We start from the raw sequence: 24098 nt of genomic DNA on the forward strand, positions 1-24098 counted from the left end.
AAACCAAAGGAGATGCCTTCTGCCTAGCCAATATCCATCACCCCAATCATTTGTTGAGACAGACGAATATGTGATTTGGCATGTTGAATCGCGGCAATACGTGCTGTTTGACTGGCATTCGCAGAAGGGCTGGCATCAACTAAACCATCTCCCATTCTGCCTAAGGCTAGCACTCTGGTATCGCCGGTTGGTTCAGCCAGGTTATGTTTAATCACCGGTAAGGCATTTTTATAAATATTTCCTCTATATATCAGCCTGCTCCAATACCATTTGGTAATATCACAACCGCGCGAATAGCTCGCCAGCACAGACCAGATTTTATTCAGAAAATTTTGTGCCGTGGTAATAGCTGGCCCTGACAATTGCATGCTGACATCATGAACCGGGCCAAAACCGGTATAATCAGAAGACCAAAGGTTATGCCCTCCACAAATAGCCCGTTTGCCATCCACAATAATTAACTTGGAATGATTCCATGACAAAGCAGAGCTTTGCATCGCTCCTGCGTAAATAGGAACATCCAGTGAAACGCTTAGCTCTCGCAAAAAAGAGACCATTTTTGATGTTGGCTCCCCCGTGGTAAGCAGTGGAAAATAAACGCCTTCCAATACGCGAACAACAGGTCGATGGCCTTTGGCAATTGCGGCTTCAATTCCTGCCTTAATTGCCTCTAAAAATAATCCATAAGGCAATGGGGTTAAGGTAGAAATATCAATGGTGTGCTCTGCTGATGCCAAAAGCTCAGTAATTGCCTGAACCAAATTTTGTGCTGTGGGTTCATAATCATTAACCGCCGGGTTATGCCCCCAAAGTCTGGGGGTATCCAGTAATTTTTCCCAACGGTTATTGTCTGACAGACCATAGCTGACGCCGTAATTTGGATCGCTATAACCACCTAATAAATCAAATACTTTATCTACTATCACTGAGTTCTCCCACTCTAAAAAGCGATATTATTTTCCCGGATAATGGGTATTATTTTGATGACGTTAGAATGTCCTTAACTCCCATTAATTGGACATTGCCTTGTTCAATAACGGTAAACAGCTCCGTGCTCTAGCCCGAATACTCAATAGAAATAAAAAAGCCCCGCAGAAGGCGGGGCCAGAGTTAATGAGTTACCGATAAATAATTAATCTACACTCGTTATTACAGCTGTTTTTTCATGGTCCAAACTTCACACCCCTGAGAGGCAGAAGCAGTACCGATATACAACGTTTGATCGTCAGGGGTATACATTTTCCGTATCCCCATATTTTCTTTATTGCCAAAACCATCAACCGAAATCATCTCAAAAGTCTTACCGTCTTTACTGCTGGCAAAATCAAAACCAAGGCTCTTTGGATATTCAAGAAAAGTACGGAACCATGCTTTGAACCAACGCGTCATATGGTAGTCATCTTCAACGATATTATTATTGATACTTTTGAAAAATCCTCGAAGAAAAGTGACAAGTTTTGAGTACTTCTCAGCAGAAGGATGCAAGATCAAATCGCTGAGAAACGTCTTATAAACCGTACCGGTATCCCAGGTTCCCAAATACAGTTGTCCGCCGAAACTGCGCAGCTCCCAGCAATATCCATTAGCCATATTTCCAAGGCCCGAGGGATACTGGCTTAAGTTTCTGGTGCCGGTTGTTGGCTGAGTTGGCGCAATAGGCTCTTGTCCAATGATAATTTCCCACCGATCGGCGGTTGATACCCGGACTAAATCAAACCCTTTAGATACAACCCAGCGGTTGACCGGATCGGTGCTATAAAGTGAACAGCTGATACCGACACCTATATAAAGGTGATTATCAAATACTTCTAAAGATAGCGGGCATTCATTCAGTGCATCACCAGCCCCTTTATCAACGATACATTTCCATTTACCACTTTCGGGATCTTCGCAACGCCATAACTCAAACCCACCCACCGGCATCGTTGCCAGATATAAGCTGCCGTTAAAGCTGATCATATTAAAGATCTCACCGGTGATTCCGCTGGTGTTTACCCGAGCACAGCCCTTTTCCGGGTTTTCGCTAACATATAAAAAACTTTCCAGTTCGGTGGTGTACTGATGTAAAGCGGAGGTATATAGCTTTCCTTTATGCGCCTTAACGCTTCGCGTGCTGTATCCTGGTTCAATTCCGGCAGGAAGGTGTTTCCAATTCCTACCGTCAGTGGATTTCAACATATATGAAGGGCCATTTCCTCTGGCATAGCAGCCACAATACAAGGCTGTTTCACCTTTATTATCGGTGAATACCTCCATACTCCTGAATCCCATCATGTTCCATTCAACTGGTGCACGGAAAACACGTTCCCATTCTCTGTGTTTGCTACCGTATTTTGGGTAACGCCATATTTCAGCAGCCATCGTCGGATTCTCCGGCGTATAAGCTTCCGGAGCGATTAGACCAAAATTTCCATAGCCATTATAGGGAACGTTCCGACCGGTCCCGACATAAACATAGTCGCCAAAGCCAGTCATACTCCACGCATAGTTATTCTGGCGAGCGTTGCCAGGATCTGCTTTATCGAACCCGGGTACTTCTGTTATTTTTTCAAAATTCATTATAAACCACCTAAAAATTGATATAATTTGGCCGCTATCAGGCTATTGCTGATACCCGCAACCATTTCCCTTATTATTTTTCCTACCTATCCTGTATCTATTTCCTCTTCATCCTTTGCTGGTGATAAAACAGAAATAACCTCTCAAAAGCCTTATCAACCATCACAGAGTTCTCCCACCCTGAGAAATGACGAAAAAATATGGGTTTGTTTTTAGTGGTATATAGAATTTTCACGTGACAACTGTATTCAGAACCCTCCTTTAGTTGTCTGTTGTATTGTTCGATAACAGCAAAAAAACAGAATAAAAAAGCCCGACATAATGCGGGCTGAGACTAGTAATAAAGAGATAAATGATTGCTAAGCAATAACAGCTGATATAACGGTATTAATAGACTAACCGCGTAATATCGAACACAATAAAAAATGACAACTTCAAGAATTGTATTGTAAAAAAAGGGCCAACATATTTATGCTGGCCCTTTCTATACTCATTTGGATATAACCTTTCTACTTTATTGTGGCTAACAATATCTGATAACCAATAAAATAAGCTGAAGTATCCTGGCTATCAGTTACATGAGTTACAACACTTACACTTATCTTCTTCTAAGGTCCAAACTTCACACCCCTGAGAACCACAGGCTGTACCGATATACATAATTCGATCGTCTGGGGTATACATTCTCCGGATTCCCATATTTTCCTTATTACCAAAACCATCAATGGAAATCATCTCGAACGTTTTGCCGTCTTTACTGCTGGCAAAATCGAAACCAAGACTCTTTTCGCGCTTGAGATAAGTACAGAGAAATGCTTTGAGCCAACGCAGCATATGGTAGTCATCTTCAATAATATTCTTACCAACACTTTTGATAAACCCAACCAGGAAAGAACCAAACTTTTTGTATCGTTCCATCGTAGGGCGCAGAATAAAATCGCTAATAAACGTTTGATTAATCCTGCGTGTATCCCAGGTTCCCAGATACAGTCGTCCGCCAAAACTGCGTAATTCCCAGCAGTATGCGTTACACATATTGCCAAGGCCTGATGGATACTTGCCTAAATTTCGAGTTCCGGTAGTGGTCTTAGTCGGTGCAATAGGCTTCTGTCCGACGATAACTTCCCACTTGTCAGTTTTTGATATTCTGATCAAATCAAACCCTTTAGGAACTACCCACGGATTGACCGGATCGGTACTGTAAAACTCACAGCTGATGCCAACGCCAATATAGAGATGATCTTCAAATACTTCTAAAGAAAGTGGACATTCATTAAGTGCATCACCGGCACCCTTATCAATGACTCGCTTCCATTTACCGCTTTCAGGATCTTCGCAACGCCATAACTCAAAGCCACCCACCGGCATCGTTGCCAGATACAAGCTGCCATTAAAACTAATCATATTAAATATCTCACCGCTTATCGTGTCTGTATTGACACGAGTCCAGCCCTTTTCAGGGTTTTCGGTAACATATAAAAAACTTTCCAGTTCAGTAGTGAATTGGTGCAGCGCGGAGGTATATAGCTTTCCTTTATGTGTCTTAACGCTTCGCGTGCTGTAACCCGGTTCAATGCCTGCCGGAATATGCCTCCAACTCACACCATCAGTGGATTTCAACATATATGAAGGGCCGTTTCCTCTGGCATAGCAACCGCAATATAAGGCCGTCTCTCCTTTATCATCGGTAAATACTTCCATGCTTCGAAAACCCATCACACTCCATTCTTTGGGAGCCCGGAAAACGCGTTCCCAATGTTTGTGACCATGACTACACTTTGGATAACGCCATATTTCCGCAGTCATCGTTGGGTTTTCCGGTGTAAAAGCATCCGGAGCGGGTAAATCAAAATTTCCATAACCATTATAAGGAACGTTCCGACCGGTTCCGACGTAAACGTAGTCGCCAAACCCCGTCATACTCCACGCATAGTTATTTTGACGCGCGTTGTCAGGATCTTCTTTATCAAACCCGGGTACTTTTGTTATTTTTTCAAGCTTCATCATAAACCACCTAAAGATTAATGTAATTTGGCCGATATCAATTGATTACCAATACCTGACGCCATGTTTCTTCTTGTTTTTTCTAATTTTTTCAGATGTATTTTTTCTTCATACTTTGCTGGTGATAACGCGGATATAACGCATAAACAGCCTTATCAACCACCACAGAGCTCTCCCACTCTAAGAAATGACGAAAAAACATTGGTCCGCTTGCCCCACATATAGAAATTTTTACTTTACCGATGCATTCAGAATTTTCTGTACCCCCTTTAATTGCCCATTACATTGTTCAATCACAGCGAAAAGCTCGGCTATATAGCCGGGATAATCACCGTAATGTTGAACTTGATAAGTTGGCACCAGGCAAGGCTTGAACAGACTTGTTGGCACCGGCAGCGGTGGCGTTGACTTCGGCGACTCGCTCACGCAACCGCTGAGTAACAGCATCAGGAACGGGAACAGCAACGCAGGGACTCTCCAGTTGGCTTTGTGCCAGTGCCCGTTGCAACGCTGCAGTACGTTTTTCACTCTGTTGTTTTTGCTCTGCAACACCATCCATCACCTCCTGGATTTGCAAGTACTGGGTCCTGATCTTGGCTGAATAGGCCCGTTCTTCGGCTAACGCCACCACTGCCTGTTGCTTCTCATTCCTTAGCTGATTCAGTTGATGACTCAACCAGCGGCAATAGAGCAGCAACACAACAATGCATAACGCCGCTAATGCGGCGGTAATCCACTTATGGGTAAAACTCATGACTCAAACATCCGTTTTTCCAGACGTCGACGGCGCTCCAGCCCTCCTAATCGTTTTCCATTGGCATACACCCAGCGGGAAAACTCTTCCGCAGCACCGCTGTAGTCTCGCTGGTTAAGCTTACGTAGCAGGGTTGAAGTGCTGAGTGCTCGTGTTCCACAATTAAATGCAAAAGAAACCAATGCATCGAACTGCCCCTGAGTTAAAGGAACACGGACAATTTTTTGAATATCCTGCTCTACACGAACCAGATCGGCCTTCAGATAGCGCTCCGCCTGCATCTGACTAATCTGGTCTCCTGATTTAACACCGGCAGTATGGCCATAACCGATGGTCCATACGTTTGCCGGGCAGAGATAAGCTTTTAGCTGGCAGGATTCAAAAGACTTGATGTGATCCACACCATGCTGGCTAGTTATCATGATTTCCTCCATGGACCCGCTTTAGAAAACGCTTTTCCAGGGTTTTAATAAATTCCGCACCAGACCAGCCGGATAATCCGGCAATGCCGCCGGCAAATTCAGCAGCCCAGTGATAATAATTGGCGGCCAGCAACACCAGCGCACCGGCGAAGATAGCCACGATGGCTTGCAGCAAAAGAATCGACCAGCGAAACTCTTCGCCATTGAGGATTCGGTAGGCATAGCTGGCAATAGCGCCCAGTAAAGTCATAATCAATACGAGCAAGTAACTAAATAAACTGAAGTTTTCAGGTTCTTTTATTGGCATTTATGTTTTCAACTCCTAAACGGGAGAAATAAAAAAGCCCCGCAAAGCGGGGCTAAATTTGACAGACTGATACGTCACACATGGTTAATGTACGGCATCCTGTGGTTTAACAATTTTTGTTAATAAGTACCGGGGCTGTTGACGGACAGCATTTATGACACCTTTTTGCCATTCGGGCTTGTTTTCCATTTGTGCTTGTTCGTATCAAATAAGGCCACAGAGCCGTACTCCACCAGGTGATAAAAACAAAAATGCCCGCATTCAATAGCGGGCATTTGTAGAAGCACTCTTTGGATACAACTTTGTGACTTTATACTGCTTACTATACCTGATAATCAGATGAAGTCAACACCTTTTATTTGTTTTAACAACTTTATTTATAGGGGGCCTGAAAATGAAAAGTGCCGCCTTTTGGCAGCACATAAATGCAAAAACTAAGCTTCATAAAACGCCATCAGACAGCAACCGCCTCTCCCGTTTGAACAAAAATTTGTCCGGCAATAAAAGCTTCAGCGACTCTTAAAATTCCTGCAATATAGCTCTGAGCCTTACCCAATTGCTTCGCTAATTTTGACTGGCTAATTCGGTAAACATAGTGTGCAATCACCAACTTATAAGCCAACTGATCATAATGACGAAGTCCGGCAACAGCAGAATCAACCACCATTCCCTGCTCATCATCGGTGCGGAAAAATGTCGAACTGCTGTCCGGTAAAACCGACTGAAAAGTGACATTGACTTTGGAATATTCAGTGCCGACATTACAACGAGCCCAGTTGCCCCACATCTCTAAAGTTGTCTTGATATTGTGCATTTATCCCCCCGGACATTAACAACAATTAGTTGTGAAGCTATGGTAATCGAAAATTAAAGGTTGATCAACATATATTAGTTGTTATAGTAGAACTATATTTAGTTGTCAGTTTCATCTTTTATCTATAATGAGAATCACTATGCAGACGTTAGCAGAACGCGTTGCAAAGCGGCGCGAACAGTTGGGTTTAAGTCAAAAAACCCTGGCAGAAAAGATTCAGGTCAGCCAACAATCAATTAATAAAATTGAATCGGGCCAAACCCGATCGCCACGCAATTTGGACAGGCTGGCAGAAGCATTAGAGGTCAGCCCACAATGGCTATTATTTGGTGATGAATCAGTTCCCATTAAGTCCGTAGATATATACGACAGTGAAATCAAGGCCAGTAGCCTGCGAGTTGAAGAATGGGAATCAATGAATCGCGACAAGGACGAGTTTGTCGAAGTCTCAATGCTGAATGTGGAAGCGGCCTGTGGCGATGGCGCGATGGCGGATAATGAGCATGAAATCTATGCCCTGCCGTTTCGTCGGTATACTCTACGCAGAATGGGGGTTAATGCCCGAGTTGTCAGGGTTATCGGCAATAGCATGGCGCCAATGTTGCGTAGCGGAGATGTGGTAGGTATTGATACTGCTAATAACTCAACGATTATTGATGGCGATCTGTACGCTATCCGTGATGGGAATCTGATCAGAGTAAAACAGCTGATCCCTCGTCCGGATGGTGGCATGATCATTAAGAGCTTTAACAACACCGATTACCCTGATGAGCAGCTAACCAGAGAAGAGTTTGAACAACGCATTCATATTATTGGGCGTGTTTTTTGGTCATCCACGCTTTGGTAAGAAAACGTTTTTATATATTGAAAAAAAGCCTGTTCAGATCACAAATCTGTCAGGCGCAACCCATCCATATTTTTAACTACCTACTCCACAAACCGCGTGATTATTGCCTTATTCACTATCGATACAATGACAGATAAAAAATATTATAAAAAAAACATTGTCAAAGCGTTGTATAAATGGGCTTAATTAATCCGATTAAACTAATAAACACTACGTTACAATATTTGAAATATTTACTTATGGGTATTATCAACGTTATTATTATGCAACGCTAACGAGGAGAATGTAGCACATGGAAAGTTCATTTTCGCCTACCGAAAGTATTTTAAGCCTGTACGCAACAACACAGGAAGAGTTTCCGCGTCAGGAAATCCAGCTAACCCGTCTTAGCATGCATACCCACTCAAAGTTACTTGAATATCGGAATAAAAATTTCAAGGCGCAGGGAATAAATGAAACGCTGTTTATGGCGTTAGTCATATTGAATGCACAAAAAGACAAATCAATTCAACCATCAGAATTAAGCCTGGCTCTGGGTTCGTCCAGAACTAATGCTACACGTATTGCTGACGATCTGGAAAAAAAGGGATGGATCGTTCGTAAAGAAAGTGGCAAGGACCGCCGTTGCCTGCACCTGTTTTTGACACCAGCCGGACAAGATTTTCTTAGCGGTATGTTTCCACAGCAACATGCTAATTTAATTAAGATTTGGGATGTTTTCTCTGAAGAAGAGCGCGCTCAACTTGAATCGTTAAATCGCAAACTGCTTACCCGTCTGGAAACTATCGATCACGCCTGATTGTTAATGCTGTAATTTAGCTAAATATGCGATCCCATCGTATACTGCTAAATTACAGCAGTTTATCACTGCCTTATTGCACAAAATACCCATAAACTATAGCGCTGAATTTCAGGGTAACTGAATGGCTGACGAATACCATTCAGAGCAAACTTATTTGAGGTAGAACCAAATGTCCGCGGAAACGCTCTCCCCGCAACCAAAAAACAAAAAGCAAACCCGTAAACTGGCAATGGCAATAGCATCTTCGCTGTTTATCATTATTGGCGCGGGTTATGCCATCTATTGGTTTGTGGCGTTACGTCATCATCAAACAACTGACGATGCTTATGTGGCCGGTAATCAGATCCAGATTATGGCCCAGATAGCCGGAAACGTAACCACTATCCATGTGGATAATACCGACCGGGTAAAACAGGGAGATGTTCTGCTCACGCTGGATCCAACGGATGCACAGCAAGCCTTTGAGCGCGCAAAAACCGCGCTGGCAAATAGCGTGCGACAAACTCATCAACTCATTATTAATAACCGCCAGTTGCAGGCCAATATTGAGCTGAAGAAAACCGCTCTGAGTCAGGCAGCAGCAGATCTGGCGCGTAGAGAAACGCTGGGTAAAGCCGCCGCTATCGGTAAAGAAGAGTTACAGCACGCCAGAGATGCCGCCGTTAGCGCTCGTGCCGAACTGGAAGTCGCTTTACAACAATATCAGGCCAACAACGCACTGGTACTTAATACGCCACTCGAACAGCACCCTTCTGTGTTGCATGCCTCATCTCAGCTACGGGATGCCTGGTTAACCCTACAGCGCACTAAAGTGGTCTCTCCGATTAATGGTTACGTCTCACGTCGTAGCGTTCAGGTTGGTTCACAAATCGCCGTGGGTAACCCACTAATGGTGATAGTGCCGGCCGATCAGGTTTGGGTTGATGCTAACTTTAAAGAGACTCAACTGGCCAATATGCGCATCGGCCAGCCGGTCCACATTACCAGCGATTTCTATGGTGATGATGTGGAATATACCGGCACCGTCGCAGGGCTCGATATGGGAACCGGTAGCGCGTTCTCTCTCCTTCCGGCGCAAAACGCTACCGGAAACTGGATTAAAGTAGTGCAGCGCCTGCCTGTACGTATTGAACTTGACCAACAGCAGGTTGCACAACACCCGCTACGTATTGGTCTGTCAATGGAAGTTACGGTAGATACTGCCGACCAAAATGGCTTGGTACTGGCTGAAAAACCTCGTCCGGGAGTGGCCTATGAGACTAATGCGCTCACTTATGACCTGACGCCAGTCAATACGTTGATTACTGATATTATTCATGCCAACGCTGGCAACTGATGCCAAAAATGAATAACGCACCGCTAAAGCCTCTTGAAGGGGCTCAATTAGGTTGGATCACGTTGGCTCTGGCACTGGCGACATTTATGCAAGTGCTGGACTCCACCATCGCTAACGTGGCTATTCCAACCATTTCTGGCGATCTGGGTTCATCCCTTTCTCAGGGCACATGGGTTATCACCTCTTTTGGTGTGGCTAACGCTATCTCCATTCCGCTAACCGGCTGGTTTGCTAAACGCGTTGGTGAAGTTCGCCTGTTTATGGCCTCCATTACGCTATTTGTGGTGGCTTCATGGCTGTGCGGAATGTCGCATAGTCTGGAGATGCTTATTCTCTCCCGGGTTATTCAGGGACTGGTGGCCGGACCCATTATGCCGCTATCACAAAGCCTGCTGTTGAATAACTACCCTCCGCTGAAACGCAGTATGGCGCTGGCGCTCTGGTCAATGACGGTAACGGTAGCCCCCATTTTTGGGCCAATACTTGGGGGCTGGATTAGCGATAACTATCACTGGGGATGGATTTTCTATATTAACGTTCCGGTCGGTATTGCTGTGGTTATCATTACCTGGGGCATCTTAAAAGATCGGGAAACGCCAACCGAGATCCGCCCTATTGATACGGTTGGCCTGGTCTTGCTGGTGGTGGGAATTGGCTGCTTCCAGATGCTACTTGACCGGGGTAAAGAGCTGGACTGGTTCCACTCAACTGAAATCATCGTTTTGTCGGTGATTGCCGTGGTGGCCATCACCTTCCTGATAATTTGGGAGTTAACCGACGACCACCCGATCGTCGATTTATCGCTGTTTAAATCGAGAAACTTCACCATCGGATGCCTGTGTATCAGTCTGGCATTCATGCTGTATATCGGTTCAATTGTATTGCAACCACAGTTATTGCAAGTGGTATATGGTTATACCGCCACCTGGGCGGGACTGGCTGCGGCACCCATTGGGTTAATTCCGCTGTTATTAGCGCCAATAATTGGTAAATATGGCCCTAAAATCGATTTACGTCGATTAGTTACCTTTAGCTTCATTGTGTATGCCGGTTGCTTCTACTGGCGGGCCTATACTTTTGAGCCAGCAATGGATTTTGCTGCCGTGGCCTGGCCGCAATTCGTGCAGGGCTTTGCCATTGCCTGTTTCTTTATGCCGCTGACGACAATTACGCTTTCCGATGTGGAACCGTCAAAAATTGCGGCTGCATCCAGCCTGTCCAACTTTTTGCGTACTCTGGCGGGTTCCGTTGGCACATCGATTACCACCACCTCCTGGACCCAAAGGGAAGCCCTGCACCATACCCGATTAACCGAGGCTATTAATCCGCATAATCCGCTATCACAGCAAACTTATGAGTCTATGGGGAAAATGGGAATGTCGCCGGAGCAAATTAGCGCTTATCTTAACAATCAGATAACCAATCAGGGACTGATTATTTCTGCCAATGAGATCTTCTGGTTATTTGGTGGCATCTTCCTGCTGCTGCTGGTATTTGTCTGGTTTGCTAAACCGCCGTTTATTATTGGTGGCGGAGCCGCACATCGGAGTGCAGAGCACTAAATAACAGCAAACCTGTTGTTTATAAATGTATTATCTGAATAGAAAAACAACCTGATGTCGTTCGGTACACAGGTTGTTTTTTATTAATCGTCTTCTCTTTTGACTTATCCCTTGAGCTTTCAGATCGCTGGAATTAGCTGACGACTGAAAGAGAGTAGCACGCCAAACAGGGATGTTTGGCGAAGCACTGCATTATTACGGGCAGAACTTACTCAAAACAGAATCATCTACAAATCAAACCATCATTTTGCAGATAATCCTAAGCGATACACCATCGCTACATTTCTGGCTGTCATCCTGACATTATCCGCCGCCTGAGCCAGTGCTTCATCTAATGAACTGATTTTATACAGTACGCTAAACGCCGCATCCAGGCCGTGCTGATAGACAATATCCACATCGCTACTCAGACTGCCGGCAATGGCGATCACCGGTTTATGGTAGCGTTTAGCCACTCTGGCAACCCCAATGGGTACTTTGCCGTTAACGGTTTGGCTATCGATTCGGCCTTCACCGGTAATCACCAAATCCGCGTCTCTGACCACCTCATCCAGCCCAACAGCTTCCGTAACAATATCAATACCCGGACGCAGCTCGGCGCCAAGAAAAGCCAGTAAAGCGGCTCCCATACCACCCGCAGCCCCTGCTCCCGGAACATCATTCACATCCAGCCCAAGATCGCGTTGAATAATCTTTGCATAGTGAAGCAGATTGGCATCCAGCTGTTCGATCATCGCTGGTGTTGCGCCTTTCTGTGGGCCAAATATCGCTGAAGCGCCCTGTGTGCCGGTTAATGGGTTAGTGACATCGCAGGCTACCTCAAACCGGCAGTTGGCAATACGCTTATCCATCTGACTCACATCAATACGATGCAAACGGGCAAGCTCTGCACCACCAAATCCAATTTGTTGGTCGTTTTCATCGAGTAATTTAGCACCCAATGCCTGAACCATCCCTGCACCGCCGTCATTCGTAGCGCTGCCACCAATGCCAATAATGCAGTGTTTTACTCCACTGTTAAGCGCTTCAACAATCAACTCTCCGGTGCCAAACGAAGTGGTTATCATTGGATTACGCTGACTGGCTGGAACTCGCTCAAGTCCACTGGCTGCCGCCATCTCAATAATGGCATAGCGCTCGTCACCGGACAGTCCTAAAAAAGCAGAGCCTCGTTCACCTAATGGATCGGTCACATCTACTGTAAGAACTTTCCCTGATGTCGCGGCTACCATCGCTTCTACTGTTCCTTCTCCCCCATCGGCAACCGGTAGTTTTATGTACTCGGCCTGTGGGAAAATCTCACGAAATCCAGCTTCAATCTGGGTCGCAACATCCAGTGCGCTCAGACTTTCTTTGTAGGAATCCGGTGCGATGACTATTTTCATAACCTATCCATATATAAGATTATTGAATGACCAACGATAGATACGATACCTTTGCCCGCCGTTCACCTGTGAAGGTGGACAAACGGTTATTACCGGGTAACTTCAACTTTAGCCAACTTCTCATAGTAACGTGCTAAAGCACAGTGGTCAGAAGTTCCCATATCATCCGCTTTCAGGGCTTGCATCATTTCCATTACTGCCGCAGTCAATGGCAGTTGAGCACCAACCCCATGTGATGTATCCAGCGCATTCGCCAGATCTTTAATATGCAAATCGATACGGAAGCCTGGCTTAAAGTTACGATCCATCACCATAGGTGCTTTGGCATCCAGTACGGTACTACCCGCCAGCCCACCACGGATAGCCTGATACACCAGATCCGGATTGACTCCCGCTTTGGTTGCCAGTACCAGTGCTTCAGACATGGCTGCAATATTCAGTGCAACGATGACCTGATTAGCCAGTTTAGTGACGTTACCGGCACCAATATCACCAGTATGAACCACAGAACCTGCCATCGCCTTCATGATGTCAAAGCAGCTATCAAATATTGCTTTATTACCGCCAACCATAACGGACAGAGTGCCATCAATCGCTTTTGGTTCGCCGCCGCTCACTGGAGCATCCAGCATTTCTACCCCTTTCTCAGCCAGTGCTGCACAGATTTCACGGCTGGCCAGTGGCGCAATGGAACTCATATCAATAACGATAGCGCCTTTCTTTGCACCTTCAATAACGCCATTCTCTCCCAGAACAACCTCTTTTACCTGCGGTGAATTTGGCAGCATCGTAATAATCACATCACTTTGCTCTGCTACCGCTTTTGGCGTTGCCGCAGCGACGGCACCGGCTGCGACAGCTTCAGCAATGGAATCCGCATTGCGATCCATGACAACTAACGAGTAACCCGCTTTCAGCAGATTTTTGCTCATTGGTTTGCCCATAATCCCTAAGCCAATAAAACCGATTTTCATTACATATTCCTCATAGTGTTCGTTCTCAATCCTGTGGCATTAACCACAGGAGAAGGGGTAAAACAGAATTGTCGTCAGACAATTACTTATATTTGTCTTTCAGTGCCTGAGTGGCGGTACGGAAAACGCCAAGATCGCTGCCAACGGCAACAAAGGTTGCGCCCCACTCAAGGTAGCGGCGCGCATCCGCTTCTACCGGAGCCAGAATGCCGCAGGCCTTACCATGTGCTTTTGCACGCTCAAAAATATGGCGAATCGTTTTTTGCACTTCCGGATGTCCGGCCTGACCTAAATAGCCCAGCGCAGCCGACAGGTCACTTGGTCCTACAAAGATGCAATCCACGCCCTCTACCGCTGCAATGGCATCCAGATTATCGACACCCTGCTGGCTTTCGATTTGCACCATCACACTGATGTTGTCGTTAATTTTGCTGAAGTAATCCGCTACGGTGCCGTAACAGTTGCTGCGATGAGATACCGATACGCCACGAATACCCTGTGGTGGATAACGTGTAGAAGCCACCGCCTGCAATGCTTCTTCTTCTGACTCAACAAAAGGAATCAACAGATTATGGAAACCAATATCCAGTAAACGCTTAATGGTGACCGGATCGTTGGACTGAGGGCGCACAATGGCTGCGCTGTCGCTGCCTTTTAGCGCCATCAGTTGAGGGATAAAGGTCGTTACGTCGTTTGGGGCATGTTCGCCGTCCAGCAGCAGCCAGTCAAAACCGGCATAGCCCAGAACCTCAGTGGTGATAGGACTGGCAAGTGAAGCCCAGCAACCAATTAATGTTTTACCACCCAGGAGATCCTGACGAAATGGGTTAACAACGGTAGATTTAGACATCATGAATCCTTTTTATTATCTGCAGCACGACGGCTGGTGATTCAGTATTAATTAAGCCTGAGTGATAATCTTTCCGACGGGCTACGGCCATTACCGCAGCCCCTCTTTGATTAACGAACCAGACAAGGACGTTTGTTATCAAAGGTCCAGTTTGGAACCAGATACTGCATACCCATCGCATCATCACGGGCACCCAGTCCCATGTTTTTATACAGCTCGTGGGCTTTAAGCACCTGATCCATGTCGATCTCAACACCCAGACCCGGTTTCTTCGGCACTTGTACCATACCGCCCTTAATTTGCAGTGGCTCTTTGGTGATACGCTGATTGCCTTCCTGCCAGATCCAGTGAGTATCAATGGCGGTAATTTTGCCCGGTGCCGCTGCGGCAACCTGAGTAAACATCGCCAGTGAAATATCAAAGTGGTTATTAGAATGAGAGCCCCAGGTCAGGCCCCATTCGTGGCACATTTGTGCTACGCGTACCGAACCTTGCATGGTCCAGAAATGCGGGTCAGCCAGTGGAATGTCCACTGAATGAAGCTGAATGGTATGCCCCATTTGACGCCAGTCAGTGGCAATCATGTTGGTTGCGGTTAACAGGCCGGTGGCGCGGCGGAATTCAGCCATAATTTCACGACCGGAATAACCCGCTTCAGCACCACATGGGTCTTCTGCATAGGCCAGATAACCACGCAGGTATTTACCAATGCGAATCGCTTCATCCAGTGACCAGGCACCATTGGGGTCCAGCGTGATACGCGCCTGTGGGAAGCGTTTAGACAGAGCAATAATAGACTCAGCCTCCTCTTCCCCAGCCAGTACACCGCCTTTGAGTTTAAAGTCATTAAAACCATACTTTTCATATGCGGTTTCTGCCAGACGCACTACGCTATCCGGTGTTAACGCCTCTTCATGACGCAGACGATACCAATCGCATTTATCATCCGGCTGGCTTTGATAAGGCAGGTCAGTTTTCTTACGATCGCCGATGTAGAACAGATATCCCAGCATTTCCACTTCATCACGCTGCTGACCATCCCCCAGCAGGGAAGCCACTGTCACCCCTAAATGTTGCCCCAGCAGATCAAGCATCGCCGCTTCTATTGCGGTTACGACGTGGATGGTGGTACGCAGGTCAAATGTCTGAGTGCCACGACCACCTGAGTCTCTGTCGGAGAACTGGGCACGAACGGTATTCATAACATTTTTATATTCACCCAGAGTTTTACCAATGATTAATGGTCTGGCATCTTCCAGCGTCTGGCGAATCTTCTCGCCCCCCGGAACTTCACCAACACCGGTATTACCGGCATTGTCTTTCATAATCACGATATTACGTGTGAAGTAAGGTGCGTGAGCACCGCTAAGGTTTAACAACATGCTGTCGTGTCCGGCAACCGGAATCACCTGCATTTCAATAATCATTGGGGATGATGAAGCGCTCATAGTTAATCCACCTTGTTCTCTATTATTCAATAAATTAAGTCTGTTTTAGCCGGTCAGCTGATGTTAACGGCCAACCGACAAATCATCATTAGCGCACCATTGCCGGACGCTTTTTATCAAAGGTCCATCCTGGGATCAGATACTGCATCGCCATGGCGTCATTACGCGCACCGGACGGCATTTTTTTATACCGCTCATGGGCTTTTTCTATCTGGTCCATATCCAACTCAATACCCAGACCGGGCTTATCGCTCAGGGCAATTTTGCCGTTAACGATTTGCATCGGCTCTTTGGTCAAATGCTGACCTTCCTGCCAGATCCAGTGAGTATCCAGTGCGGTTGGATTACCCGGTGCCGCAGCTCCTACGTGGGTAAACATTGCCAGAGAAATATCAAAGTGGTTATTAGAGTGGCAACCCCAGGTGAGGCCCCATTCATTACACATCTGCGCAATGCGGGAAGCGCCGGTTAATGTCCAGAAATGCGGATCCGCCAGCGGAATATCTACTGCCTGTAACATGATGGAGTGGCACATTTCGCGCCAGTTAGTCGCCACCATATTGGTTGCCGTTGGTAGTCCGGTTGCCCGACGAAACTCCGCCATGATTTCCCGACCGGAATAACCATTCTCTGCACCACAAGGATCTTCTGCATAGGTAAGAACATGGTCCATGCCTTTACATAAGCGGATAGCTTCATCCAGCGACCATGCACCGTTAGGATCTAACGTGATACGTGCATCCGGGAAGGTTTTGGCTAACGCAGTAACCGTTTCAATCTCAGTTTCACCCGCCAGTACACCGCCCTTCATTTTAAAATCTTTGAAGCCATAGCGATCTTTAGCCGCGGCAGCCAGTTCTACTACGGATGCAGTGTCCATGGCCTTTTGATGACGCAGACGATACCAGTCATGTTTACCGGTTTCCGGAGCCAGATAAGGCAAATCAGTTTGTTGGCTGTCACCGATGTAGAACAGATAACCCAGCACGGTAACTTCATCCCGTTGCTTACCTGGTCCCTGTAATTCTGCAACCGGTACACCCAGATGTTGGCCCATCAAATCCAACAGTGCCGCTTCCAGAGCCGCTACTGCATTAACCCGTAGCTCAAAGGTCCAGGCGCCTTTACCAAAAGTGTCATAATCTGAATTCAAATTGCCCTGATGCATTTTATCGACCAGTCGGTTAAGGATTGCTACCGACTGCCCCTCCACGTGGGGGATTGCCTCCACCAGCGTGTTGTAAATCACTTCACCACCCGGGGCTTCACCTACGCCGGTATGACCGGCGTTGTCTTTAATAATGACTATATTGCGAGTGAAGTATGCGCCATGTGCTCCGCCGATATTCATTAGCATACTGTCATGACCGGCAACCGGAATGACCCTCATGGAAACAATGTTTGGCGTATCTTGCGTATGCATAGTACTTGTCTCCTGATGATTACACTTTCAGCTCAATACGCTGAATCTTACCAACCACAAACAGATAGCTAACAATCGCGACCGCAGCATGGATACCGACGTAAACCAGAGCACCGTTGAACGACCCGGTAGTGTGTACGATGTAACCGATAGCAATTGGCGTTACGATACCGGAGATATTGCCACACATATTGAACAGACCGCCGCTCAGGCCGCTGATCTCTTTAGGTGCGGTATCCGCCATAACCGCCCAACCTAATGCACCAATACCTTTACCGAAGAATGCCAGCGCCATAAAGCCAACCACCATCATTTCGGATTCAACATAGTTACAGAAGATCATAGAGATAGATAACAGCATGCCCAGTACGATAGGTAACTTTCTCGCCAGTGTAATAGAGCCTGTTTTCTTCATCAGATAGTCAGAGATAATGCCGCCCAGAATACCGCCGGCAAAACCACATAACGCAGGAACAGACGCCACGAAGCCCGCTTTCAGAATGGACATACCACGAGCCTGAACCAGATAAACCGGGAACCAGGTAATAAAGAAATAAGTTAATGCGTTGATACAGTACTGACCGATATAAATACCCACCAGCATACGTGAACTTAATAACTGCTTAATGTAGTGAAGTTTAGGGCCGCCATCTTTTTTAGCGCTCTGCTGATCCATATTGGTCAGCGCACCACCGCGTTCGATATGGTCGATTTCGCCCTGGTTGATGCCCGGGTGCTCTTTCGGATTGTGAATGACTTTTAACCAGATTAAGCTGACGATGATACCCAGACCGCCCATGAAGTAGAACACGAACTGCCAGCCCAGAGTATGAGTCAGCCAACCCATAATTGGCGCGAAGATGACGGTTGCAAAATATTGTGCCGAGTTAAAGATGGCAACTGCCGTACCACGTTCTTGTGCCGGGAACCATGCTGCAACAATCCGACTGTTGCCCGGGAATGATGGGGATTCAGCTAAACCCACCAGAAAACGCAATGTGAAGAGTAATACCAGTGCCCACATACCGCTCAGGAATCCAATAGCGCCCTGTAACAGTGTGAAGGTCGACCAAATGAAGATACTCCAGAAATAGACGCGTTTAGAACCAAACCTATCCAGTAACCAGCCACCCGGCAATTGGCCCAGTACATAGGCCCATGAGAATGCAGAGAACACATATCCCATACCGATGGCATCCAGCCCCAGCGAGGTAGACATTGGTGCACCAGCAATCGATAGGGTTGCACGATCGCCATAGTTAATTGCGGTGACCACAAACAGCATAACAACGATCCAAAAGCGAACGTGAGTGGGTTTTTCCCCTACCCCTGTCACCGACTTTGTAGACTCCATGGTATTCTCCTGTAGATAAAGTTATTCGGTCAACTTATCCATCAATTTTTTAATATTGTTAGTGATAATGGTTGTGTTAAAAATTATTCTTTGAGTAAGTAATAAATAAATCCGCAAATTTATTTAGTCAGAAATAAGAAAATAGAAAAATTAAGAATTCATAAAACCGCTGAGGGGATACTAATTGTTTCGGGTTAGCTAAAGCATTGGGCATATGCACAATCATTTATGTAATTCAGACCATTTTTTGCACATTAATTTAGGTGAATATATGAAAAACACCAATAAAATCATTTTGTTGTTTTATTTAAACCCATCCAGATTTCAGTAAAAAAATAGTCCGGAAAGTTGATACTTGTCACATATCAATCGCCAATTATTCATTTACTAAATCGGCAAAAAAAATAGCCATTGTTATTTTTAAAGATAGGCAGTAAAAATATAAACAGGATATAAAGGTAAATAGAAAAAATTCGCTAAACCGCCGCTAATTACAATACTTTTAAAATTATCACCTGTTAAAACTCTTTAACACTGAAGGTATTTATAATGATTAAAGATAACAATCTTGCTGCTCCGCTTTATATTAAAGTCGACGAGCAGGACAATGTAGCGATTGTAGTGAATGATAACGGGCTGCCTGCTGGCACCCGGTTTAGCTGTGGTTTGGAGTTAACGGAATATGTTCCTCAGGGTCATAAAGTGGCTTTACAGGCTATCGCCAAAGATACAGCCATTGTGCGTTATGGGGAGATTATCGGCTATGCGGTACGGGATATTCCCCAAGGAAGTTGGATCGAAGAGTCGCTGGTGACACTCCCACAGGCTCCCGCATTAGAAACCCTGCCATTATCGACTAAAGTTCCTGAAGCGCTTCCACCCTTAGAAGGTTATACCTTTGAAGGCTACCGTAATGCCGATGGAAGCGTCGGCACTAAAAACCTGTTAGGCATCACCACCAGCGTTCAGTGCGTTGCGGGTGTCGTTGATTATGTGGTGAAGCTAATTGAACGCGACCTGCTCCCCAAATACCCTAACGTTGACGGTGTTGTTGGCCTGAACCACCTTTATGGCTGCGGCGTTGCGATTAATGCACCGGCAGCAGTTATCCCTATTCGAACCATTCATAATCTGGCACTGAACCCGAACTTTGGTGGTGAAGTGATGGTTATCGGTCTGGGCTGTGAAAAGCTCCAGCCGGAAAGGTTGCTGGAAGGCACACCTGATGTACAAAAGATCATTCTGACCGACAGTCCGATTATCCGCCTGCAAGACGAGCAGCATGTTGGCTTCGAAGCCATGATTAAAGAGATCATGTCGGTAGCGGAAAAACATCTGCAACGTTTGAATAGCCGTCAGAGAGAAACTTGCCCGGCGTCTGAGCTGGTGGTCGGCATGCAGTGTGGCGGCAGCGATGCTTTCTCCGGTGTTACCGCCAACCCGGCGGTAGGATATGCGGCTGATCTGCTGGTGCGCTGCGGTGCCACCGTGATGTTCTCAGAAGTGACGGAAGTTCGTGATGCTATTCATTTGCTTACGCCTCGCACCGTAACGCCAGAAGTGGGTAAAGACTTACTGCGTGAAATGGCCTGGTATGATAACTATCTGAACAGCGGCGAAACCGATCGCAGTGCTAACCCGTCACCGGGTAATAAGAAAGGTGGTCTGGCTAACGTGGTGGAAAAAGCGTTAGGTTCGATTGCTAAATCAGGCAAAAGCGCCATTGTTGAAGTGCTCTCCCCCGGTCAGCGCCCAACTAAACGCGGGTTAATTTATGCCGCTACCCCAGCCAGCGACTTTGTGTGTGGAACCCAGCAGTTAGCCTCCGGCATCACTTTACAAGTATTCACTTCCGGTCGTGGAACACCGTACGGTCTGGCGGCAGTGCCGGTGATCAAAATGTCTACCCGTAGCGCGCTGGCCAAGCGCTGGTTTGATTTGGTGGATATTGATGCAGGTACTATCGCTACCGGCGAGGCAACCATTGAGCAAGTCGGCTGGGAACTGTTCCACCTGCTGTTGGATGTTGCTAGCGGACGTAAAATGCCATGGTCAGATCATTGGGGATTACATAATGCGCTGGCGGTGTTTAATCCGGCGCCGGTGACGTAATGTAGCGATATCTCTTTTTTATTTGGGTCAGTGAAGTTGATACTGACCCTTTTTGCTGAGTCCATCAAATAGACTCTGTTGGATATTCAAGCCGTAATAACATCGTGTTCGGCCGGAAGGACCATAGCCTCAGACATATCTATTCATAAAACCAATCATTCATCATCCAGCTGCAATGCAATATACAACTGCATATGATCATCAAACTTCTTCAGGTTTAATCCGGTAATTTCCGAGATGCGATTCAGGCGATAATCCAGAGTATTGCGGTGAATATAGAGAGATTTAACCGTAGCTCCTGGATGCATATTATGTTTAAACCAGGCCAGTAAGGTACGACGTAATAAGCCATTATTATCCATGGCTTTCAGCTTAGCCAGAGGGCGATTCAATTCGTTAACCTGCCAGCCACCGCGCAAGCTATCCAGTAACACCGGCAGCATCAAGTCCTGATAGTAATAGCTATGCTGTTCAGGCATTCGCTGTTTGCCTACCGACATGGCCGCTTTGGCTGTGCTGTAAGAACGCGCTACGCAGCCCGGACCGGAGAAATGGTTGCCTAAAGAGACTCTGACATTCAGGCGACTGCTTTCAGAAATGCGCAGCAAAAGGCTATCAACTCGTTTACGGTGCTCTTCTGCATCCCAGCGCCCGTGACTATTCAGAGCTGGTTGCAGCACCACCATTTCATTCAGGGAGACGATGGCAATCAGATTATCCCGATCGGGAACCGTTAGCAGGCTTTGCAGCTGCTGCAGCTCCTTCATTGAGACATCCACCCCCAGATGACCGCTATCCAGCTCAATCAGCGTCACGACCCTCGGTTGGGAGAGGTCGATACCTAAACGCTGTGCCCACTCCATCAGTGATGTGGGTAACTCATCGCTGCGGATCAGGTTTAATACCAGCGCTTCACGCATCCGGCTATCCTGCGCCAGCATATTCATCAACCGCGCCTGCTCCAGCATCATCTCCGCCGCCATACCGACCAGTTGACCATGCTGACGTAGAACATCGGGTTCCCCCGTCAGACCAATCACTCCGACAATATCGCCTTCAACTCTCAGCGGTAGGTTAATACCGGGACGCACCCCATGAAGACTGGCGGCTACCGCTTCATTAATTTCTACCACTCGCCCCTGAGAAAGCGCCAGCAAAGCCCCCTCATGTAACTCGCCAATACGGTTAATGTCGCCGCTGCCGATAATGGTTCCTTTGGCATCCATCACGTTAATGTTGCTGTCAATAATCTGCATCGTTCTGTCGACGATATCCTGAGCGAGTTTGGCATCGAGGTGATAAAAAGACATGGCGGTATCCCTGAAGTGATTCTGACCCTCAAGACTAATTGCTGTTTTTAATCAGAGCATTGTGCAAATGCCCAAATTTGTATTCTATTTGTTCAAACTGCGGAAACAGTCACAATTATGCGGGGGGAAAACAGCGATTTGTATAGAAAAAATATCATTTTGATAACAATAGTGGCATATCTCCCTGAAACAGGGAGAAGATAAAGTGGGATATTGTAGAAAACTGAAGATCTGACAGCAGAACGCTACTCTGCCGCCATTAATTTACGGTATTCATCATAAGCATAAAGATCGGTCATGCCGCTAATGTAATCCTGAATCAATCTGGCACGATAATAGAATTCCCGAATCTCCAACTGTGATTCAGGCAAATGCCCTAATTTAGCCATGGCTTCTTTATAAGCCATGCAATGTTTGGTGGAAAGCTTATGGAATAGCCGGGTCTCTATCAGATAGCCCCGATGGCTATTCTCTTTAACCAGACGCGTAAAATCAGCCATCGGCATATCCAGCAACGGGCTATAAATATCCAGCAGGCCGTTAATTACCCGATATCCCTGTAACTCAAGCTGTTCCACTTCTTCGTGGCTAAAGACATATTTCAACGCCACATCTTTATACACACTCAATAACTTGAAGGCTTCATCACCATCTTCCAGCAGCGCCTGATTAAAGTTTCCGGCAAAAATCGCCGGTAAATTTTGAATAAACCGTTGCGCTGCTTTCGGCACTAATTGACCGACGGTATATACCCGCAGATACATAAAAAATTGATCTTCACGATGGCGATAGCCACTGCCCTGTTCCATTTTACGGATGGCACTACCGACGGTTTTATCAAACAGATCGCCCTCGGATACCGTTCCCCAGGCGCATCTCAGGTGGTCATACAGTTGCTCAATGGTCAGAATGCTCTTCTCTACGGCATCTTCGAGATCGGCAATGCAGTAAGAGATATCGTCTGCGGCTTCCATAATATAAGTCAGCGGGTAACGACTAAACTCTTCCATGCCCAGCTTATAACGCAGTTCGGTCACAAAAGCTTCTTCTGCCAGATAATAGCCGGGCTTTTTCATCAGATAGCTGAATTCAGCCGGGACGCTGTCTGACCAGTATGCGGGTTTGGTGTATTTCAGTATGCAGGCGACCTGAGAATAGGTCAGATTCAGTTTCAGCAATGTGTGCACCAGACGAATCGCCTGAGCATTGCCTTCAAAATTGCTTAAGTCCTGACAAATGCGTAAGCGCAGTTGATTCAACTCTGGCTGTTCATCTTCCAGTCGCAGACAATGATAGTGACATAGCTTACCGGCTCCGGCGTTCAGACGTTTGCCAAACCAGTTATTGATTGCCGCTTCGCCAAAATGGCCAAAAGGAGGATTACCCACATCGTGCATCAGACAGGCCATTTCAACGATGCTTTCAAAAGCCTCTAAGGTTTTATCCAACCCCAGTTGCTCAATACGCCCCTCTTTTTTCAACTGATGGAAGATATCTTTGGCAATATGGCGACCGACCTGTTGTACCTCCATGGAATGCGTCAAACGGCTACGTACCGCGGCATTGCGCTCCAGTGGAAATACCTGTGTTTTTTGCTGTAATCGACGGATAGCCGCAGAATTGATAATACGCCCGCGATCGCTTTCAAACTGGCGGGTAATTTCGTATTCCCCTACAGGGGCTGGCGATGATGAACTAAAAGGACGCTGAACTGTTATTCTCTTGCCAAAATCAATCCCGGACATAGCCTCTTCCCATTCTGCTGGTGACAGCGCTACGTTCTTCCCCCGAAGCCCTGCCTTTTCGATTCTATCCTGATGAAAACCAAAGCGGTT

Annotated in this window: 21 protein-coding genes; 5 read left to right on the top strand and 16 right to left on the bottom strand. The window is 46.5% G+C overall.

What is annotated here, in order from left to right:
- Positions 1–23: 23 nt before the first annotated feature.
- From EKN56_RS13365 to EKN56_RS13395, 8 genes are all read right to left on the bottom strand, one after another.
- Complete coding sequence (locus EKN56_RS13365; RefSeq protein WP_130592235.1) at positions 24–926, bottom strand: phospholipase D-like domain-containing protein; 903 nt, start codon at positions 924–926, stop codon at positions 24–26.
- Positions 927–1149: 223 nt separating this feature from the next.
- Positions 1150–2559, bottom strand: a complete 1410-nt coding sequence (locus tag EKN56_RS13370) for a hypothetical protein (protein WP_130592236.1) — start codon at positions 2557–2559, stop codon at positions 1150–1152.
- Positions 2560–3129: 570 nt separating this feature from the next.
- Positions 3130–4566 (bottom strand): beta propeller repeat protein, encoded by a 1437-nt coding sequence (locus EKN56_RS13375; protein WP_130592237.1) that lies wholly within the window; start codon positions 4564–4566, stop codon positions 3130–3132.
- A gap of 228 nt (positions 4567–4794) precedes the next feature.
- Positions 4795–4953: a hypothetical protein gene (locus EKN56_RS21725; protein ID WP_456085565.1), complete on the bottom strand. Its 159-nt coding sequence runs from the start codon at positions 4951–4953 to the stop codon at positions 4795–4797.
- Positions 4892–5317 carry a hypothetical protein gene (locus tag EKN56_RS13380; RefSeq protein WP_130592238.1) on the bottom strand — a complete coding sequence of 142 codons (426 nt, stop codon included), beginning with the start codon at positions 5315–5317 and terminating at the stop codon, positions 4892–4894. Before EKN56_RS13380 ends, EKN56_RS21725 begins: the two co-directional genes overlap by 62 nt.
- Positions 5314–5739 (bottom strand): lysozyme, encoded by a 426-nt coding sequence (locus EKN56_RS13385; RefSeq protein WP_130592239.1) that lies wholly within the window; start codon positions 5737–5739, stop codon positions 5314–5316. Before EKN56_RS13385 ends, EKN56_RS13380 begins: the two co-directional genes overlap by 4 nt.
- Complete coding sequence (locus EKN56_RS13390) at positions 5729–6046, bottom strand: phage holin family protein (RefSeq protein ID WP_168189653.1); 318 nt, start codon at positions 6044–6046, stop codon at positions 5729–5731. Before EKN56_RS13390 ends, EKN56_RS13385 begins: the two co-directional genes overlap by 11 nt.
- 454 nt (positions 6047–6500) lie before the next feature.
- Positions 6501–6860, bottom strand: coding sequence for an antiterminator Q family protein (locus EKN56_RS13395; RefSeq protein WP_130592240.1), 360 nt, complete (start codon positions 6858–6860; stop codon positions 6501–6503).
- A gap of 139 nt (positions 6861–6999) precedes the next feature.
- On the opposite strand from EKN56_RS13395, the gene EKN56_RS13400 reads away from it, so the two are divergent.
- The 4 genes from EKN56_RS13400 (at position 7000) to emrB (ending at position 11407) form a co-directional block, all read left to right on the top strand.
- Entirely contained in the window at positions 7000–7707 is a 708-nt protein-coding gene (locus tag EKN56_RS13400) for an XRE family transcriptional regulator (protein WP_130592241.1), read from the top strand.
- A 292-nt stretch (positions 7708–7999) separates the two neighbouring features.
- Entirely contained in the window at positions 8000–8506 is a 507-nt protein-coding gene (gene mprA, locus EKN56_RS13405; protein ID WP_130592242.1) for a transcriptional repressor MprA, read from the top strand.
- A gap of 172 nt (positions 8507–8678) precedes the next feature.
- Entirely contained in the window at positions 8679–9845 is a 1167-nt protein-coding gene (gene emrA, locus EKN56_RS13410) for a multidrug efflux MFS transporter periplasmic adaptor subunit EmrA (protein ID WP_130592243.1), read from the top strand.
- 8 nt (positions 9846–9853) lie between these two features.
- Positions 9854–11407 (top strand): multidrug efflux MFS transporter permease subunit EmrB, encoded by a 1554-nt coding sequence (emrB, locus tag EKN56_RS13415; RefSeq protein ID WP_130593704.1) that lies wholly within the window; start codon positions 9854–9856, stop codon positions 11405–11407.
- 242 nt (positions 11408–11649) lie between these two features.
- On the opposite strand, the gene EKN56_RS13420 is transcribed toward emrB, so the two are convergent.
- The 6 genes from EKN56_RS13420 to EKN56_RS13445 form a co-directional block, all read right to left on the bottom strand.
- Positions 11650–12792 carry a glycerate kinase gene (locus EKN56_RS13420; protein ID WP_130592244.1) on the bottom strand — a complete coding sequence of 381 codons (1143 nt, stop codon included), beginning with the start codon at positions 12790–12792 and terminating at the stop codon, positions 11650–11652.
- An 89-nt stretch (positions 12793–12881) separates the two neighbouring features.
- On the bottom strand, positions 12882–13766 hold the full coding sequence (gene garR, locus EKN56_RS13425) for a 2-hydroxy-3-oxopropionate reductase (protein ID WP_130592245.1): 885 nt from the start codon (positions 13764–13766) through the stop codon (positions 12882–12884).
- A gap of 82 nt (positions 13767–13848) precedes the next feature.
- Positions 13849–14616 (bottom strand): 2-dehydro-3-deoxyglucarate aldolase, encoded by a 768-nt coding sequence (gene garL / locus EKN56_RS13430; protein ID WP_130593705.1) that lies wholly within the window; start codon positions 14614–14616, stop codon positions 13849–13851.
- A gap of 110 nt (positions 14617–14726) precedes the next feature.
- A complete protein-coding gene (gene gudD / locus EKN56_RS13435; protein ID WP_130592246.1) occupies positions 14727–16064 on the bottom strand; it encodes a glucarate dehydratase in 1338 nt (445 codons plus the stop codon).
- A gap of 88 nt (positions 16065–16152) precedes the next feature.
- A complete protein-coding gene (locus tag EKN56_RS13440) occupies positions 16153–17487 on the bottom strand; it encodes an enolase C-terminal domain-like protein (protein ID WP_130592247.1) in 1335 nt (444 codons plus the stop codon).
- 19 nt (positions 17488–17506) lie between these two features.
- Positions 17507–18841 (bottom strand): MFS transporter, encoded by a 1335-nt coding sequence (locus EKN56_RS13445; protein WP_130592248.1) that lies wholly within the window; start codon positions 18839–18841, stop codon positions 17507–17509.
- 549 nt (positions 18842–19390) lie between these two features.
- Here EKN56_RS13445 and garD point away from each other — a divergent pair.
- Positions 19391–20953, top strand: a complete 1563-nt coding sequence (gene garD / locus EKN56_RS13450; protein ID WP_130592249.1) for a galactarate dehydratase — start codon at positions 19391–19393, stop codon at positions 20951–20953.
- Positions 20954–21108: 155 nt separating this feature from the next.
- Here garD and EKN56_RS13455 read toward each other — a convergent pair whose 3' ends face one another.
- Positions 21109–22263 carry a CdaR family transcriptional regulator gene (locus EKN56_RS13455; protein WP_130592250.1) on the bottom strand — a complete coding sequence of 385 codons (1155 nt, stop codon included), beginning with the start codon at positions 22261–22263 and terminating at the stop codon, positions 21109–21111.
- A 245-nt stretch (positions 22264–22508) separates the two neighbouring features.
- A complete protein-coding gene (gene dgt, locus EKN56_RS13460) occupies positions 22509–24008 on the bottom strand; it encodes a dGTPase (protein ID WP_130593706.1) in 1500 nt (499 codons plus the stop codon).
- Between the last annotated feature and the right edge of the window lie 90 nt (positions 24009–24098).

Source organism: Limnobaculum zhutongyuii (genome assembly GCF_004295645.1).
Lineage (GTDB): Bacteria > Pseudomonadota > Gammaproteobacteria > Enterobacterales > Enterobacteriaceae > Limnobaculum > Limnobaculum zhutongyuii.

Bases quoted from the DNA above. Each gene is read 5' to 3' on its own strand.
- EKN56_RS13370 (WP_130592236.1), bottom strand. From the start codon at position 2,559: ATGAATTTTGAAAAAATAACAGAAGTACCCGGGTTCGATAAAGCAGAT.
- EKN56_RS13375 (WP_130592237.1), bottom strand. From the start codon at position 4,566: ATGATGAAGCTTGAAAAAATAACAAAAGTACCCGGGTTTGATAAAGAA.
- EKN56_RS13380 (WP_130592238.1), bottom strand. From the start codon at position 5,317: ATGAGTTTTACCCATAAGTGGATTACCGCCGCATTAGCGGCGTTATGC.
- EKN56_RS13385 (WP_130592239.1), bottom strand. From the start codon at position 5,739: ATGATAACTAGCCAGCATGGTGTGGATCACATCAAGTCTTTTGAATCC.
- EKN56_RS13390 (WP_168189653.1), bottom strand. From the start codon at position 6,046: ATGCCAATAAAAGAACCTGAAAACTTCAGTTTATTTAGTTACTTGCTC.
- EKN56_RS13395 (WP_130592240.1), bottom strand. From the start codon at position 6,860: ATGCACAATATCAAGACAACTTTAGAGATGTGGGGCAACTGGGCTCGT.
- EKN56_RS13400 (WP_130592241.1), top strand. From the start codon at position 7,000: ATGCAGACGTTAGCAGAACGCGTTGCAAAGCGGCGCGAACAGTTGGGT.
- mprA (WP_130592242.1), top strand. From the start codon at position 8,000: ATGGAAAGTTCATTTTCGCCTACCGAAAGTATTTTAAGCCTGTACGCA.
- emrA (WP_130592243.1), top strand. From the start codon at position 8,679: ATGTCCGCGGAAACGCTCTCCCCGCAACCAAAAAACAAAAAGCAAACC.
- emrB (WP_130593704.1), top strand. From the start codon at position 9,854: ATGAATAACGCACCGCTAAAGCCTCTTGAAGGGGCTCAATTAGGTTGG.
- EKN56_RS13420 (WP_130592244.1), bottom strand. From the start codon at position 12,792: ATGAAAATAGTCATCGCACCGGATTCCTACAAAGAAAGTCTGAGCGCA.
- garR (WP_130592245.1), bottom strand. From the start codon at position 13,766: ATGAAAATCGGTTTTATTGGCTTAGGGATTATGGGCAAACCAATGAGC.
- garL (WP_130593705.1), bottom strand. From the start codon at position 14,616: ATGTCTAAATCTACCGTTGTTAACCCATTTCGTCAGGATCTCCTGGGT.
- gudD (WP_130592246.1), bottom strand. From the start codon at position 16,064: ATGAGCGCTTCATCATCCCCAATGATTATTGAAATGCAGGTGATTCCG.
- EKN56_RS13440 (WP_130592247.1), bottom strand. From the start codon at position 17,487: ATGCATACGCAAGATACGCCAAACATTGTTTCCATGAGGGTCATTCCG.
- EKN56_RS13445 (WP_130592248.1), bottom strand. From the start codon at position 18,841: ATGGAGTCTACAAAGTCGGTGACAGGGGTAGGGGAAAAACCCACTCAC.
- garD (WP_130592249.1), top strand. From the start codon at position 19,391: ATGATTAAAGATAACAATCTTGCTGCTCCGCTTTATATTAAAGTCGAC.
- EKN56_RS13455 (WP_130592250.1), bottom strand. From the start codon at position 22,263: ATGTCTTTTTATCACCTCGATGCCAAACTCGCTCAGGATATCGTCGAC.
- dgt (WP_130593706.1), bottom strand. From the start codon at position 24,008: ATGTCCGGGATTGATTTTGGCAAGAGAATAACAGTTCAGCGTCCTTTT.